Raw genomic sequence first — 15,715 nt, 5'->3', positions numbered from 1 at the left:
AGGACTTTTTAAAATGGCTTTATTTGAATCATATGAAAGAAGAATTGATAAAATCAATGAAGTGCTGGCAGGATATGGAATCGCTTCAATCGAGGAAGCACAGAAGATTACAAAAGATGCCGGACTTGATGTATACAATCAGATTAAGAGCATTCAGCCAATCTGTTTTGAGAACGCATGCTGGGCTTACACAGTAGGTGCTGCAATTGCAATTAAAAAAGGCTGTAAGACAGCAGCAGAAGCAGCAGCAGCAATCGGTGAAGGACTTCAGTCTTTCTGTATTCCAGGATCTGTAGCAGATCAGAGAAAAGTTGGTCTTGGACATGGTAACCTTGGAAAGATGCTTCTGGAAGAGGATACAGACTGCTTCTGTTTCCTTGCAGGACATGAGTCATTTGCAGCAGCAGAGGGTGCGATCGGTATCGCTGAAAAAGCAAACAAAGTTCGTAAAAAACCACTTCGTGTTATCTTGAACGGACTTGGAAAAGACGCAGCTAAGATTATCTCCCGTATCAATGGATTTACATATGTTCAGACAGAATATGACTACTATACAGGAGAGCTGAAAGAGGTTCAGAGAATCTCTTATTCTGACGGACTTCGTTCCAAAGTAAACTGCTATGGAGCAAATGATGTACGTGAAGGTGTTGCAATCATGTGGAAAGAGGGTGTAGATGTATCTATCACAGGTAACTCTACAAACCCGACACGTTTCCAGCATCCAGTAGCAGGAACGTACAAAAAAGAGTGTGTTGAGAAAGGTAAAAAATACTTCTCAGTAGCATCTGGTGGTGGTACAGGACGTACACTTCATCCAGATAACATGGCTGCAGGTCCAGCATCTTATGGTATGACAGATACACTTGGACGTATGCACTCAGATGCACAGTTTGCAGGATCATCTTCTGTACCGGCTCACGTAGAGATGATGGGACTTATCGGAGCAGGTAACAACCCGATGGTTGGTATGACTGTTGCAGTAGCAGTTTCTGTTGAGGAAGCAGCAAAGGCAGGTAAATTCTAAGAAACCGCCAGAAAAGCAAGAAATAATAATGGAATAATGAGAGGAGCTTAGCGTATGCTAGGCTTCTCTTTACGTTTATAAGTGTGAACTTTAATACAAAAGTAGAGGAATTAAAAGCGCAGGCTGACCAGGCATTTGAAAGTCTTATATATGAACTTGATATGGCGAAAGCAATGGCAGATGCAGACCTTGTGATTGAATCTTTATCAGAAGATCCGAAAGCAAAGATTGCATTCTATCAGCAGATGGCGCCGCTTCTTCCGGAAAAGACAGTTATTGTGACAAATTCATCAACTATGGTGCCGAGTACATTTGCTCAGTACACAGGAAGACCGGAAAAATATCTTGCACTGCATTTTGCAAATGAAATCTGGAAAAATAACACGGCTGAGATTATGGGACATGCCGGTACAGAAGGAAAATATTACGATGAGGTTGTAGAGTTTGCCGGACAGATTGGTATGATTCCATTGAAATTACATAAAGAACAGCCGGGATATATTCTGAACTCTCTGTTAGTTCCGTTTTTGAATGCAGGAGAAGCACTTTATGCAAATGATGTGGCTGATCCGGAGACAATTGATCTGACATGGAGTCTTGCTACTGGAGCTCCACTTGGCCCATTCCGTATTCTTGATATTGTGGGACTGGAGACTGCATACAATATCGTTTGTATGGATCCGGCTGCAAAAGATCCGGAGACAACACCGGGAAAGATTGCAAAACGCTTGAAAGAAAAAATCGATGCAGGCAAGAAAGGCGTCTGCACAGGAGAAGGATTTTATAAATACACGAAGTAAAAAGTATGACCGTCAGGATATGTTTCCTGACGGTTTTGACGTATGGAAAGTAATTTGGTAGAATAATAAAAGGCCGTAACAAAACAGATGATGAATGATAACGTAGCAGACAGAAAGGAATGTGACAGATATGCAGTATCAGGAGTTTGGAAAAACAGGCTTGAGGGTTTCGAAGCTGTGTCTTGGAACATGGGGTATCGGAGGTGCCGGTTGGGACAGTTATTCGGATGAGTCACGAATGGACGCAATTAAGGCAGCGTTGGAGTGTGGCATTAATTTTATAGATACAGCACCGGCTTACAATGCAGGAAAAGCAGAATGTTATGTTGGTGAAACTTTGAGTAAGCTCAAAAAGCGCAGAGAGGTGGTCATTTCTACAAAATGTGGAAATAAGTTCGTAGATGGAAAATATCTTCGCTGTGGTTCAAAAGAGAGTATTTTAAAGCAGTGCGACGAGTCGCTGAAAAATCTAAAGACAGACTATATTGATATTTATCTGGTACACTGGCCGGATCCGGATGTTGAACTGGAAGAGACAATAGATGCGGTGAGTGCGTTGAAAAAAGAAGGAAAAATTCTGCATGCAGGAGTTTCTAATTTTTCAAAAGAACAGATTGAAGAGGCCCAGAAATATTGCAAAATCGAAGCTTTTCAGCCACAGTATTCACTGGCAGACCGAAAAGACGAGAAGTTGATTCGCTGGGCTTATGAACAAGGGCTTGGAATTATGACTTATGGAACTTTAGGTGGCGGAATTCTGACTGGAAATTACCGAAAACTTAGAACCTTTGAGCAGACTGACAGCAGAAATCGATTTTACCCATATTTTAAAGAACCATTGTTTTCAAAAGCAATGGAACTGTTAACAATCATGGATCAGATTGCAGAAGAGAGAAATGTTTCCTTGGCTCAGATCGCAGAGAAATGGGTGATTCAGAAGAGATTTGTATCCAGTTGCATCATTGGGGCGCAGAGCCGTGCCAGAGTAGAAGAAAACTGCAGAAATCTTCAATGGGAACTGACGGATAATGAGATTCGAAGACTGGAGTCTGTAAGAATATTATAACAGTCGGATAACTGATTTATGAAAGGGAAAATAGTGGAAGATAAGAAAAAGGTGTTATTCCATTTATTTATTTCAACTTTATATCTGAGCGCATTTACTTTCGGTGGAGGATATGTGATTGTTTCCCTGTTAAAGAAAAAATTCGTGGACGAATATCACTGGATTGAAAATGATGAGATGTTAGATCTTGTGGCAATTGCACAATCGGCACCGGGAGCAATCGCAGTTAATGGAGCGATTGTGGTGGGATATAAACTGGCGGGGCTTATAGGAGCATTTGTAGCGGTTATAGGAGCAATTATTCCGCCATTCGTGATTATCACAATTCTTGCAATGTGTTATCAGGCATTTCGTGATAACTGGTTGATCAGTCAGATGCTGGAAGGCATGCAGGCAGGTGTGGCTGCAGTCATTGCCTGTGTGACTTACGAAATGGGAAATGGTATTGCAAAAGGCGGTGACAAAATGTCACTTCTGATAATGGCTGGAGCATTTGTTGCGGCATGTTTCATGAATGTAAATGTAATATATATTATTCTGACATGTATTATATTTGGTGTGGTAAGGACTCTTTTAAAAAGGAGAAAAGAAGCATGATCTATTTGCAGTTGTTCTTAAGTTTCCTTCAAGTTGGCATGTTCAGTTTCGGAGGTGGATATGCAGCACTTCCTCTGATTCAGGGGCAGGTCGTAAAAACGCATAGCTGGCTTAGTATGTCAGAATTTACAGATCTGATTACCATATCTCAGATGACACCGGGACCAATAGCCGTGAATTCAGCAACATTTGTAGGTGAAAAGATTGCAGGTATACCAGGAGCGCTCTGTGCAACAGCCGGGTACATATTGCCGTCTTGTATTATTGTAACGGTAATTGCAAAGATTTATCTAAAATGGCGGAATATGGAGTTATTTCAGGGGGTGTTAGGCTCTTTGCGCCCAGCGGTTGTTGCATTGATAGCATCGGCAGGAATATCAATTCTCATTACGGCATTTTGGGGAAATGATATGATTACTTTTGCAGGAACTAATTGGGGTCTGGTTACAATATTTATAATCTGTATTTTTTTGATACAGAAAGTGAAAATGAATCCTGTGTGGGTGATGTTGCTGGCAGGGATGATGAAAGTTGGCGTGAGTTGTGCTCAACGTTTGTAGGATAATATTTATACCCAAATAAACAATACTAAATATAAGCAAATATATCAGCTGGAAGGAGAATGTACAATGGGAGAATTTGAAAAATCATGTGTTAACTGTGGCGTATTGAACTGTGCCAAGAGAGATAAGGAATATCCGGAGTTCTGTCTGACTACAAATTTTGATGTAAAAGAGCTGGAGGAGATTAAAAAACTATATCTTGAAGATGAAGAGAACAATAAAGTTTCTGTGATTTCAGCAGAGATTGAAGCTGAATTTTATTGCCGTTATACGAGAGTAGAGGAAATCATTGAATTTTCAAAGCGGATGGGCTTTCATAAGATTGGAATTGCAACATGTATTGGATTGATTGAAGAAAGTCGTATATTTGCTCAGATTTTGAGAAAGAACGGTTTTGAACCATATGCAGCACTTTGTAAGGCTGGAGCATTTAATAAGACGGATATAGGAGTAAGAAAAGAGTATACAACGCAAGTAGGAAATGCGCTGTGTAATCCGATTATGCAGGCAAAGCTTTTGGAGAAAGCCGGGACAGATTTTAATGTTGTAGTTGGATTATGCGTCGGACATGATAGTTTGTTTTATAAATATACACACACACTGACGACAACGCTGGTGACAAAAGACCGCGTGCTTGCACACAATCCGGTTGGAGCATTGTATCAGACAAAAGCGTATTACAAGAAACTGATGGCTGATCCGGTGTCAGGAGAAAAAGAACAATAATTTGAAGCGAAAAATGGATTTCAAGGCCTGAATGAAAGGGGAGCGAAAATTACATAAGGGGAGCGAAAGTAAGTATGGCTAGAAGAAAAAAGAATAAGAATCTAAAAGGAATTCCTGCGGCAATCATGCTGATTCTTGCATTGATTGGCGGATTTGCGGAGCGTGGGAATTTGATGGAACGAATGTCTGGTGAGCCTGCACAAAACATTGCAGATACGGTTGCGACCGGTCAGATGAAAGTGACCTATCTTAATGTAGGACAGGGTGACTGTACAATTATTCAGACAGAAGGTCATAATGCAATGATTGATGCTGGGAATAACCATGAAGGAAAAGATGTGGTGGATTATCTGAATCAACAGGGCATAGACAAGCTTGACTATCTGATCCTGACACACCCGGATGCCGATCATATAGGTGGCGGCGATGATGTTTTGGAGAAGATTGAGGTAGAACAGGTTATTATGCCGGATGTGGCGAATGATACAATGACTTATGAAGAGGTTATGGATGATATTGAGAAAGAAAATGTTCCGGTAGAGCATCCAAAAGTCGGCGAAGAGTTCGGATTTGGAGATGCGACATTTACTGTGCTTTGTCCGGAAACGGATCTGGTCAGTTCAGATGATACCAATGATGCTTCAGTAGGAATTAAACTGGTGCATGGAGAGAATTCTTTTGTCATGTGTGGAGATGCCAGTGAGAAATCTGAGAGCGCAATGGTGAAGAGATTTGGAAGTGCGTTGGAATGTGATGTGTTAAAATGCGGACACCACGGAAGCAGAACTTCTACAAGTGAAGTGTTTTTAAAAGCAACGAACCCAACATGGGCTGTTATCAGCTGTGGCGTGGATAATTCTTATGGACATCCGCATCAGGAGACGCTGGAGCGCCTGAATAACGATGATGTGCAGGTTTACCGCACAGATCTGCTTGGAACAATTATTGCAACGAGTGACGGAACGAATATTTCCTGGTTCAGTGAGAAAGAGTAAAAATCAAAAAAAGATAAAAAGTTCTTAGAAAAGATAAGATAGATACTTGACAAATACGTGAGATATTGCTATTATTTAAAAACAGAACGCACTCTGTTTTTGAAAAGATACAAGAAAGAGGTGCATTATGCAGAGAGTTTATTCATTATTAGTTGATAACAATTCCGGAGTATTAAGTAGAATATCCGGACTATTCACAAGAAGAGGATACAACATCGACAGTATTACAGCCGGTGTGACGGCAGATCCAAGATTTACGAGAATCACGATTGTATCCAGTGGAGATGAGATTATTTTATCTCAGATTGAAAAGCAGATTGCCAAGCTGGAAGACGTGATCGTAGTGAAGGTCTTAAAGCCGGAAGAATCCGTATATCGTGAACTGATATTGGTTAAGATCCGTGCCAATGCACAGCAGCGGTCAGAGATTGTTTCAATTGCTGATATCTTTCGTGCAAAGATTGTTGATGCAGAGAGAGAGTCTCTCGTGATTGAGCTTACAGGAACCCAGTCGAAGCTGGAAGCGTTCTTACAGCTCCTGGATGGTTATGAAATCCTGGAACTTGCCAGAACCGGAATTGCCGGACTGTCAAGAGGAATCAAGGATGTCACATTTATCGAGTAGTTACCAATTTAAATTTACATATTTATTAGGAGGAATGTCAAAATGGCAGCAAGAATTTTTTATCAGGAAGATTGTAATTTATCAGCACTGGAAGGACAGAAGATTGCTATCATCGGATATGGTAGTCAGGGACATGCTCATGCTCTGAACCTGAAAGAGTCCGGATGTGACGTAATCGTAGGTCTTTATGAGGGAAGTAAATCCTGGAAGAAAGCTGAAGAGCAGGGATTGAAAGTATACACAGCAGCAGAGGCAGCAAAGCAGGCAGACATTATCATGATTCTTATCAATGATGAGTTACAGGCTGATATGTACAAGAAAGACATCGAGCCAAACCTTGAGGAAGGAAACATGTTAATGTTCGCTCATGGTTTCAACATTCACTTCGGATGCATCAAACCACCTAAGAACGTAGATGTAACAATGATCGCCCCTAAGGCACCAGGACACACAGTTCGTAGCGAGTATCTTGCAGGAAAAGGAACTCCTTGCCTTATCGCTGTAGAGCAGGATGCTACAGGGAAAGCTTGGGACAGAACATTAGCTTATGGTCTTGCAATTGGTGGAGCAAGAGCAGGACTTCTTGAGACAACATATAGAACAGAGACAGAGACAGACCTCTTCGGTGAGCAGGCAGTCCTTTGCGGTGGTGTTTGTGCACTTATGCAGGCAGGATTTGAGACACTTTGCGAAGCAGGATATGATCCGAGAAATGCTTACTTTGAGTGTATCCATGAGATGAAACTGATTGTAGACTTAATCTATCAGTCAGGATTCGCTGGAATGAGATATTCTATTTCTAACACTGCAGAGTATGGTGACTATGTAACAGGACCTAAGATTATTACAGAGGATACAAAGAAAGCTATGAAGAAGATTCTTTCTGATATCCAGGACGGAACATTTGCAAAAGAGTTCTTACTTGACATGTCTCCGGCAGGACGTCAGGTACACTTCCAGGCTATGAGAAAGCTTGCAGCTGAGCACCCATCAGAGAAAGTTGGAGCTGAAGTTAGAAAGCTGTACAGTTGGAATGGAGAAGACAAACTGATCAACAACTAATCGAGATTTGCAGCATAGAATCAGACTTGATCTTACATATTTGACATAAGAGATAAGAGAAGCTTTACGAACCGTAACAGGAACGCAGAGCTTCTTTTTTGTATAATCGGAAAAAGCATTCCTATTATATAAAGAACTCTCGCAGAAAGTCATACGTGTGAATAAGGATTATGTGGGTAATTTTGAAGGATGCTTTTGTATGTGAAAAATACACAAAAAATTATAATTTTAGTTTTCAATTACATACATATATGATAGAATAAAACATAAAGTAAAAAGTTCGATACCAATTTTAAATGCGGCAGAATGAATCGAATGATTACGAACGACTGGAAACAGCAAGCATCAAGGGAGGTATGAGACATGGATGAAAGATTAGAGAATCTGCGGTCGACGAAAAATCCAAAAGCGCGTATCAAGATTATGAAAGGACATTTTGCTACAAGCAACTCACATCTGGATACTTATATTGATATGTCAACAGTAAAGATTCGTCATAACAATGCGAGAGAGGCAGCGAAAGTACTGGCGCAGGAGTACGTGACAAGTACATATGTAGATACGATTGTATGCCTGGATGAGACAAGTGTGATTGGAGCATTTCTGGCTGAACAGCTGGCAGACAGCACACATATGGCATTGAGCCATAAGAATAATATTTCTGTGATCACACCGGAATATAACGGATTGGGGCAGATTATGTTCCGTGATAATCAACAGAGAATGATCAAAGATCAGCAGGTACTTGTGCTGGCAGCATCCATTACGACTGGAAAGACGATTAAGCGTGCTATTGATTCTGTATTATATTATGGAGGAACGATTTGTGGAGTATGTTCTATCTTCAGTGCTGTAACAAAAGTAGCAGGCATGGAAGTAAAGACAATTTTCACAAGCAAAGATCTTCCGGCATATCATGCATATGAGCCGAATAAGTGCCCAATGTGTGAAGCAGGTGACAGAGTAGAAGCAATTGTCAACAGTTTTGGATATTCAAAATTATAGAAATAGAACAGGAGTATCTGTTAAATAATAAGATGAGGAGTCGGAGAGAAAGATGCGAGCATTTATTTCCGGCTCTTTTTAGTGGAAGTGCAATTTTCTATTATATATATAAAAAAGACAACCACATGACGGTATGGTTGTCTTTCAATGTTTCTCTATGAATTAAGCAATTCCGTTAACAGCTTTTGTCAGACGGGAAATCTTTCTAGAGCATGTGTTTTTGTGGTATACACCCTTGCTTCCAGCTTTGTTGATTTCAGCGATCGCCTCTTTAAGAGCTACTGCAGCAGTTGCTGCATCTTTCTTCTCTACAGCTGTCTCAACTTTTTTTACGTAAGTTTTAACTTTAGACTTGATTGCTTTATTTCTAGCAGCCTTTGTCTCGTTTACTAAAATTCTCTTCTTTGCGGATTTGATATTAGCCAATTTGTCCACCTCCAATATCTATGATTTCGATTATAATGATCAGTTCGACAGATCCGGACACGGACGTTCTCTCGAACACACTCATTCATTTTAGACCAGCTGACTTATTCTGTCAATACATAATTATGGAAATATTGTAAAAACTAGTATAAAAATAGTGCTTGCAGGTGAAAGGGGGAGAAAATCATGGTTGAAAAATATAACATACGGACAGATTTGGCATTGGAAGAGAAGGAACGTTTTGAGTCTGACCAGGTGGAGGTACAAGGAGTTGTGTTGGAGGAAGAATATGATAAGGAGCGGGAAATTAGGGTGACGACTGTACGGATTGAAACCGAAAATGGTGCGAAGACTATGGGGAAACCAGTCGGAACATATCTGACGATTGAAGCCCCGAATTTATCTTCGCCGGATGAGGGAATCCACCGGGAGGTTTCAGAAGAACTGGCAAAATATCTGATAGAAGTTATGGAAAAAATCATACCGGAAAGTGAACATGATAAGGAAGTTCTGGTCATAGGGCTTGGAAATCGTCAGGCGACACCCGATGCTCTTGGTCCTTATGTGGCAGATAATCTGAACGTTACCAGACATATTGTGAAAGAATATGGGAAATATGCAGCACTAGAAGAGATGAATTGTGTGGTCAGTGCCATAGTTCCAGGAGTGATGGCACAGACCGGAATGGAAACAGCGGAGATTATAAAGGGTGTGGTGAGGGAGACCAAGCCAGATCTTTTAATTGTAATTGATGCCCTTGCTGCGAGAAATTCCAGAAGACTGAACCGGACGATCCAGATTGCTGATACCGGAATCAACCCAGGCTCCGGTGTCGGTAATTACCGGAATGCGATTACAAAAGAAACAATTGGAGTTCCGGTAATTGCAATCGGAGTTCCGACAGTTGTTGATGCTGTGACAATTGTAAGTGATACGATGGAAAATCTATTGTCAGCACTGGAGACATCAGAATCGTTAAAAGGAGTCGGACTTGTGCTAGGAGGATACAGCGAAGCAGAGAAGTATGAGCTGATCAAAGAACTGATCGCACCAAACCTGAACAGTATGTTTATGACACCGAAAGATATAGATGAGACAGTAAAACGTCTGAGTTACACCATCTCAGAGGGGCTGAATCTTGCGTTTTCAGGGCAAAGTTTTGAATAGAAGATATTTTGGATTTCTGAAAGGACATGCACATAAGAACCCCCATTGCATCATATATTATTAGAACTAAGACGCACACGGGGCGGTGTAATGCAAGAAAAAAAGAAAAGAAATCGAATACTGATGCTATTGATCGTAGGGATGCTGCTGATTTATGCATTTACAGATATAGAAAATGTAAAAATAAGTAGGGGTAGAAATATTTTTTTGGGCTTGGTAAGTCAAAATGTCCTGAAGCAGGCGGCAAACTGGCTGCTTCCGGGACTTACATATGTAAAAGAGGGGCGGAAAGACACATTGACGGGAAGAATTGAAAAAAGTGTTTTAAGCTTCGTTCCAATCAGTGAATATGTTCGAAATCATGAAGAACCGGAAACAACCGTGGAAGATACATTGACACGAACTATGATTCTGGAAAATCAGGCAAATGATGAAAATGCTATCGATGAGAACGGCAATCTGATTCCGGCTGGGAGTATGCAAGAATCAGTTGGGGCTGGGGTGCCAGAAGAAAATGCAGCAGTATTAGCCAGTACACCGGTTCAGGACATTGATATGAATCAGTTAAATGATTATGAATATCTGGTGGGAACATTTTACACCGTTGACGGGACAACTATGACCGGTCCGGAGGAACTGAATGCAGGGAAGTTTCTGGAGAAGAATCTGGCGCTTGATATGACAACAGGAGGACCAAAAGTACTGATTTATCACACACATTCCCAGGAGGCATTTGCTGATTCTGTTGATGGAGACACTTCTACGACAATTATGGGGATAGGTACATATTTGACAGAGCTTTTGAATGCAAGGGGAATTGAGACGCTTCATCATGAGGGCATTTATGATCTGATTGATGGGAAATTGGATCGCAGCCGGGCCTATCAGCTTGCAGAGCCGGATGTCCGGCAGATTTTAAAAGATAATCCAAGCATTGAAGTGGTGATTGATCTGCATCGAGATGGCGTGGCGCAGGGCACACATCTGGTGACGGAAATTAATGGGAAACCAACCGCTCAGATCATGTTTTTTAATGGTCTTAGCCGGACAAGGAAAAATGGAGAGATAGCATATTTGAATAATCCATACCGTGAGGATAATCTGGCAACGTCTTTTCAGATGCAGCTTATGGCAGCAAGATATTATCCTGGTTTTACGAGGCATATTTATCTGAAAAGTTACCGGTATAATCTGGATCTGGCACCGAAGGCAATGCTTATTGAGGCAGGAGCACAGACGAATACAGTAGAAGAGATGAGAAATGCTATGGAAGTACTGGCAGATGTGCTGAGTCGGGTGCTGACACCCTGAAAAGCTTGAAAAAGCTTGCGCTGACGTCTTGAAAATTTATTTGCCTGTCTTTTTGTTTTGTGCTATATTTTAAATAGTATGTTTAAAAATGGAAAGGAACTGACGAAATGGCAAAGAACAACACTTATGATGCAGATAGTATTACCGTCCTGGAAGGACTTGAGGCAGTTCGGAAGAGACCGGGAATGTATATCGGAAGTGTATCGACGAAAGGATTGAACCATCTGATCTATGAGATTGTAGACAATGCAGTTGATGAACATCTGGCCGGATTTTGTACGGAGATTCATGTAACTCTGGAAAAAGATGGCTCTGCGACAATTTCGGACAATGGCCGAGGAGTCCCGGTCGGTATGCATGCAAAAGGCGTTTCAGCGGAGCGAATTGTATATACGACACTGCATGCAGGTGGTAAATTTGATGACTCTGCTTATAAGACAAGTGGTGGTCTTCATGGAGTTGGTTCTTCAGTTGTAAATGCATTGTCTGCTTATATGGATGTGCAGGTCAGTCGTGATGGATATATTCATCATGACCGGTATGAGAGAGGTATTCCTGTAGTTGAACTGGAAGATGGACTTCTTCCGACACTCGGGAAGACAAGAAAGACCGGAACGAAGGTTAACTTTCTGCCAGATGATACGATATTTGAAAAAACGAAGTTCAAAGCAGAGGAAGTCAAAAGCCGTATGCATGAGACGACCTACCTTAATCCGAACCTGACGATTATATTTGAAGATTTAAGAGACACAGAACCAGAGCATATCGTTTATCATGAGCCAGACGGAATTCTTGGATTTATCCGTGAACTAAATGCAAAAAAAGAATCTGTCCATGAGCCGGTTTATTTTAAAGGTGAGGCAGACGGAATAGAAGTGGAAGTTGCATTCCAGTATGTAAATGAGTTCCATGAAAATATTCTTGGATTCTGTAACAACATTTATAACAGTGAGGGCGGTACACATCTGACCGGATTTAAGACAACATTTACAACAGTCATTAATCAGTATGCAAGAGAACTTGGAATTCTTAAAGATAAGGATCCTAATTTTACAGGAGCGGATGTGCGAAATGGAATGACAGCGATCGTGTCCATCAAACATCCGGATCCGCGATTCGAAGGTCAGACGAAGACGAAGCTGGACAACCCGGATGCATCCAAGGCGACTGGCAAGGTGGTCGGTGAGGAAATTGTTCGTTTTTTTGACCGCAATCTGGAGACCCTGAAAAATGTCATCGGTTGTGCGGAGAAAGCTGCAAAAATCCGTAAAACAGAAGAAAAAGCGAAGACGAATCTTCTGACGAAGCAGAAATATTCTTTTGACAGCAACGGAAAGCTTGCCAACTGCGAGAGCCGCGACGCATCAAAATGCGAGATATTTATTGTGGAGGGAGATTCTGCCGGAGGATCTGCAAAGACAGCAAGAGACCGTATGTATCAGGCAATCCTGCCGATCCGGGGTAAGATTCTGAACGTGGAGAAAGCAAGCATCGACAAAGTCCTTGCAAATGCGGAAATCAAGACTATGATCAATGCTTTTGGCTGTGGATTTTCCGAGGGCTACGGCAATGATTTTGATATTACAAAACTGCGCTATGACAAGATTATTATTATGGCTGATGCTGACGTGGACGGTGCACACATTTCCACATTGCTTCTGACGTTGTTCTACCGCTTTATGCCGGAGCTTATTCAGGAGGGACATGTCTATATTGCCATGCCACCGCTTTATAAGGCTATGCCGAAGAAAGGCGAGGAAGAGTATCTGTACGATGACAAGGCCTTGGAAAAATACAGGAAAACCCATGATGGTCCATTTACTCTGCAGCGCTATAAAGGTCTTGGAGAGATGGACGCAGACCAGCTTTGGGAGACAACACTGAATCCTAAGACAAGACTTTTAAAATTAGTAGAGATTGAGGATGGAAGAATGGCGTCCAGTGTGACTGAGATGCTGATGGGAACAGAAGTACCGCCAAGACGTGCATTTATCTATGAAAACGCGACAGAAGCGGAGCTTGACATATAAAATTTAGGAGAGAAAATATGCAGGATTCACAGATTATCAGAACGGAATACAGTGAGTTGATGAAGAAGTCTTACATTGACTATGCCATGAGTGTTATCATTGCCAGGGCACTTCCTGATGTGCGGGATGGACTAAAACCAGTACAGCGACGTACGCTTTATGATATGTACGAGCTTGGTATCCGTTATGATAAACCATATAGAAAATGTGCCCGTATCGTTGGGGATACGATGGGAAAATATCACCCGCACGGTGACAGTTCTATCTATGATGCATTAGTTGTCATGGCACAGGAGTTTAAAAAAGGAATGGCACTGGTGGACGGACATGGTAACTTCGGATCCATTGAAGGGGACGGAGCAGCCGCAATGCGTTACACAGAGGCAAGACTTGCAAAGATCACGCAGGAAGCTTATCTTGCTGACCTGGATAAGAATATTGTAGACTTTATGCCGAACTTTGATGAGACGGAGAAAGAACCGGAAGTTCTTCCGGTGCGTGTACCGAATCTTCTGATCAACGGAGCGGATGGTATTGCAGTTGGTATGGCGACCAGTATTCCGCCGCATAATCTGGCAGAAGTCATTGATGCGGTAGAAGCGTATATGAAACATGAAGACATTTCCACAAAGCAATTGATGAAATGTATCAAAGGACCGGATTTCCCAACCGGAGGAATTGTTGTCAATAAAGATGACCTTCTTGAAATCTATGAATCTGGTGCGGGTAAGATCAAAGTCCGTGGTAAAGTGGAAGTAGAGGAGATGAAAGGTGGCAAGAAGCGTCTTGTCATCACTGAGATTCCTTACACGATGATCGGAGCCGGAATCGGCAAGTTTTTAAATGATGTTTGTGCGCTTGTAGAGACAAAGAAGACAAACGATATTGTAGACATTTCCAATATGTCTTCAAAGGAAGGAATCCGCATTGTTATTGAGCTGAAAAAAGGAGCAGATGTTGAAAATCTGACCAATATGCTCTATAAAAAGACAAGATTAGAAGATACTTTCGGGGTAAATATGCTGGCAGTTGCAGACGGACGTCCAGAGACTATGGGGCTTAAGAAGATTATCGAGCACCATGTAGATTTCCAGTTCGAACTGGCAACAAGAAAATATAAGACATTGCTTGCAAAAGAGCGGGACAGAAAAGAAATTCAGGAAGGTCTTATCAAAGCGTGTGATGTCATTGACCTGATCATTGAAATCCTACGGGGAAGTCAGTCTGTGGCCGATGCAAGAGCCTGTCTGACACAGGGAATCACCGAAAATATCAAATTTAAATCCGGGATTTCCAGGAAAATGGCTGCGATGCTCCGTTTTACTGAGCGCCAGGCAAATGCAATCCTGGAAATGCGTCTCTACAAACTCATTGGTCTGGAAATTGAAGCGCTGATGAAAGAACATGAGGAGACTCTGAAAAATATTGCAAGATATGAAGATATTTTGAATAATTATGATTCTATGGCAGAAGTTATCATTGAAGATCTGGAGCATTTCAAAAAGGAATATGCACGCAAACGCCGCACTGTTGTAGAGAATGGCCAGGAGGCTGTCTATGAAGAAAAGAAAGTAGAAGAACAGGAAGTAGTATTCCTGATGGATCGTTTTGGTTATGCCAAGACAGTGGATGTGGCAACTTACGAGCGAAATAAAGAGGCAGCAGATGCAGAGAATAAATGGATCGTAAACTGCATTAATACCGGGAAACTGTGTGTATTTACCAATACCGGCAAGATGCATCAGATTAAAGTGCTCGATCTTCCATATGGAAAGTTCCGTGATAAGGGGCAGCCAATCGACAATGTAAGTAATTATGACAGTACACAGGAAATGGTCGTATATATGTGCGACGAATTACAGCTTCGTTATGCGAAATTATTATTTGCAACGAAGCAGGGGATGATTAAGAAAGTAAAGGGAAATGAGTTCCAGGTGGCAAAACGTACCATTGCAGCAACAAAGCTTCAGGAGGATGATGAGCTGATCAGTGTTCAAGTCATTACTGATGACCAGCATGTAGTCCTTCAGACAAAAGATGGATATTTTCTGCGTTTTTCAGCTCAGGAAGTTGCCGAGAAGAAGAAAGCGGCTGTGGGAGTCCGTGGCATAAAGCTTCGTAAGAATGATGAGCTGGAACAGATTTATCTCTTTTATGAAGGAACGGAACACAAGATTTCATACGGTGACCGGGAACTGACGTTGAACCGGCTGAAGGTTGCAAAACGTGACGGGACCGGAACGAAGGCTAGGAGTTAAGAGTGAAAACTCAGGCATCAATCATGCCGGGGCATTTATAAGAGAGCAAGATACAGCAGG

At 41.7% G+C, this 15,715-nt stretch carries 14 protein-coding genes and 1 pseudogene; 14 read left to right on the top strand and 1 reads right to left on the bottom strand.

Features of this window, described 5'->3' with window-relative positions:
• Positions 1-13: 13 nt before the first annotated feature.
• The 10 genes and pseudogenes from NQ560_RS08765 (at position 14) to NQ560_RS08720 (ending at position 8,463) form a co-directional block, all read left to right on the top strand.
• On the top strand, positions 14-1,024 hold the full coding sequence (locus NQ560_RS08765; protein ID WP_005331087.1) for a GGGtGRT protein: 1,011 nt from the start codon (positions 14-16) through the stop codon (positions 1,022-1,024).
• A 47-nt stretch (positions 1,025-1,071) separates the two neighbouring features.
• Positions 1,072-1,824 (top strand): annotated as a pseudogene (locus NQ560_RS08760) (3-hydroxyacyl-CoA dehydrogenase); the annotation flags it as partial.
• A gap of 130 nt (positions 1,825-1,954) precedes the next feature.
• Positions 1,955-2,890 carry an aldo/keto reductase gene (locus NQ560_RS08755; protein ID WP_005331084.1) on the top strand — a complete coding sequence of 312 codons (936 nt, stop codon included), beginning with the start codon at positions 1,955-1,957 and terminating at the stop codon, positions 2,888-2,890.
• Positions 2,891-2,908: 18 nt separating this feature from the next.
• A complete protein-coding gene (locus NQ560_RS08750; protein ID WP_005331083.1) occupies positions 2,909-3,487 on the top strand; it encodes a chromate transporter in 579 nt (192 codons plus the stop codon).
• Entirely contained in the window at positions 3,484-4,047 is a 564-nt protein-coding gene (locus NQ560_RS08745) for a chromate transporter (protein ID WP_005331082.1), read from the top strand. The genes NQ560_RS08750 and NQ560_RS08745 overlap by 4 nt, the downstream gene beginning before the upstream one ends.
• Positions 4,048-4,116: 69 nt before the next feature.
• Positions 4,117-4,776: a DUF1847 domain-containing protein gene (locus NQ560_RS08740; RefSeq protein WP_005331081.1), complete on the top strand. Its 660-nt coding sequence runs from the start codon at positions 4,117-4,119 to the stop codon at positions 4,774-4,776.
• A gap of 74 nt (positions 4,777-4,850) precedes the next feature.
• Positions 4,851-5,771, top strand: coding sequence for a ComEC/Rec2 family competence protein (locus NQ560_RS08735; protein WP_005331080.1), 921 nt, complete (start codon positions 4,851-4,853; stop codon positions 5,769-5,771).
• 127 nt (positions 5,772-5,898) lie between these two features.
• On the top strand, positions 5,899-6,396 hold the full coding sequence (ilvN, locus tag NQ560_RS08730; RefSeq protein ID WP_005331079.1) for an acetolactate synthase small subunit: 498 nt from the start codon (positions 5,899-5,901) through the stop codon (positions 6,394-6,396).
• Between the two features lie 42 nt (positions 6,397-6,438).
• Complete coding sequence (ilvC, locus tag NQ560_RS08725) at positions 6,439-7,458, top strand: ketol-acid reductoisomerase (protein WP_005331077.1); 1,020 nt, start codon at positions 6,439-6,441, stop codon at positions 7,456-7,458.
• 363 nt (positions 7,459-7,821) lie between these two features.
• A complete protein-coding gene (locus NQ560_RS08720) occupies positions 7,822-8,463 on the top strand; it encodes a phosphoribosyltransferase (RefSeq protein WP_005331076.1) in 642 nt (213 codons plus the stop codon).
• Between the two features lie 162 nt (positions 8,464-8,625).
• On the opposite strand, the gene rpsT is transcribed toward NQ560_RS08720, so the two are convergent.
• Entirely contained in the window at positions 8,626-8,889 is a 264-nt protein-coding gene (gene rpsT / locus NQ560_RS08715) for a 30S ribosomal protein S20 (protein WP_040015295.1), read from the bottom strand.
• A gap of 186 nt (positions 8,890-9,075) precedes the next feature.
• Here rpsT and gpr point away from each other — a divergent pair, with 186 nt between their 5' ends.
• The 4 genes from gpr (at position 9,076) to NQ560_RS08695 (ending at position 15,655) form a co-directional block, all read left to right on the top strand.
• A complete protein-coding gene (gene gpr, locus NQ560_RS08710) occupies positions 9,076-10,056 on the top strand; it encodes a GPR endopeptidase (RefSeq protein ID WP_005331074.1) in 981 nt (326 codons plus the stop codon).
• A 90-nt stretch (positions 10,057-10,146) separates the two neighbouring features.
• Positions 10,147-11,367: a stage II sporulation protein P gene (gene spoIIP, locus NQ560_RS08705; RefSeq protein ID WP_005331073.1), complete on the top strand. Its 1,221-nt coding sequence runs from the start codon at positions 10,147-10,149 to the stop codon at positions 11,365-11,367.
• A 107-nt stretch (positions 11,368-11,474) separates the two neighbouring features.
• Entirely contained in the window at positions 11,475-13,397 is a 1,923-nt protein-coding gene (locus NQ560_RS08700) for a DNA gyrase/topoisomerase IV subunit B (RefSeq protein ID WP_005331072.1), read from the top strand.
• A 17-nt stretch (positions 13,398-13,414) separates the two neighbouring features.
• Positions 13,415-15,655, top strand: coding sequence for a DNA gyrase/topoisomerase IV subunit A (locus NQ560_RS08695; RefSeq protein ID WP_005331071.1), 2,241 nt, complete (start codon positions 13,415-13,417; stop codon positions 15,653-15,655).
• Positions 15,656-15,715 lie beyond the last annotated feature (60 nt).

The organism is Dorea formicigenerans (assembly GCF_025150245.1).
Classification (GTDB): domain Bacteria; phylum Bacillota; class Clostridia; order Lachnospirales; family Lachnospiraceae; genus Dorea; species Dorea formicigenerans.
The sequence above is the reverse complement of the archived record's forward strand: the minus strand, read 5'-3'. Positions and strand labels throughout refer to the sequence as shown.

Coding starts and splice junctions, on each gene's coding strand:
- NQ560_RS08750 (WP_005331083.1), top strand. CDS start 2,909: ATGAAAGGGAAAATAGTGGAAGATAAGAAAAAGGTGTTATTCCATTTA.
- NQ560_RS08695 (WP_005331071.1), top strand. CDS start 13,415: ATGCAGGATTCACAGATTATCAGAACGGAATACAGTGAGTTGATGAAG.
- NQ560_RS08740 (WP_005331081.1), top strand. CDS start 4,117: ATGGGAGAATTTGAAAAATCATGTGTTAACTGTGGCGTATTGAACTGT.
- NQ560_RS08745 (WP_005331082.1), top strand. CDS start 3,484: ATGATCTATTTGCAGTTGTTCTTAAGTTTCCTTCAAGTTGGCATGTTC.
- ilvN (WP_005331079.1), top strand. CDS start 5,899: ATGCAGAGAGTTTATTCATTATTAGTTGATAACAATTCCGGAGTATTA.
- NQ560_RS08765 (WP_005331087.1), top strand. CDS start 14: ATGGCTTTATTTGAATCATATGAAAGAAGAATTGATAAAATCAATGAA.
- NQ560_RS08700 (WP_005331072.1), top strand. CDS start 11,475: ATGGCAAAGAACAACACTTATGATGCAGATAGTATTACCGTCCTGGAA.
- ilvC (WP_005331077.1), top strand. CDS start 6,439: ATGGCAGCAAGAATTTTTTATCAGGAAGATTGTAATTTATCAGCACTG.
- gpr (WP_005331074.1), top strand. CDS start 9,076: ATGGTTGAAAAATATAACATACGGACAGATTTGGCATTGGAAGAGAAG.
- NQ560_RS08735 (WP_005331080.1), top strand. CDS start 4,851: ATGGCTAGAAGAAAAAAGAATAAGAATCTAAAAGGAATTCCTGCGGCA.
- spoIIP (WP_005331073.1), top strand. CDS start 10,147: ATGCAAGAAAAAAAGAAAAGAAATCGAATACTGATGCTATTGATCGTA.
- NQ560_RS08755 (WP_005331084.1), top strand. CDS start 1,955: ATGCAGTATCAGGAGTTTGGAAAAACAGGCTTGAGGGTTTCGAAGCTG.
- NQ560_RS08720 (WP_005331076.1), top strand. CDS start 7,822: ATGGATGAAAGATTAGAGAATCTGCGGTCGACGAAAAATCCAAAAGCG.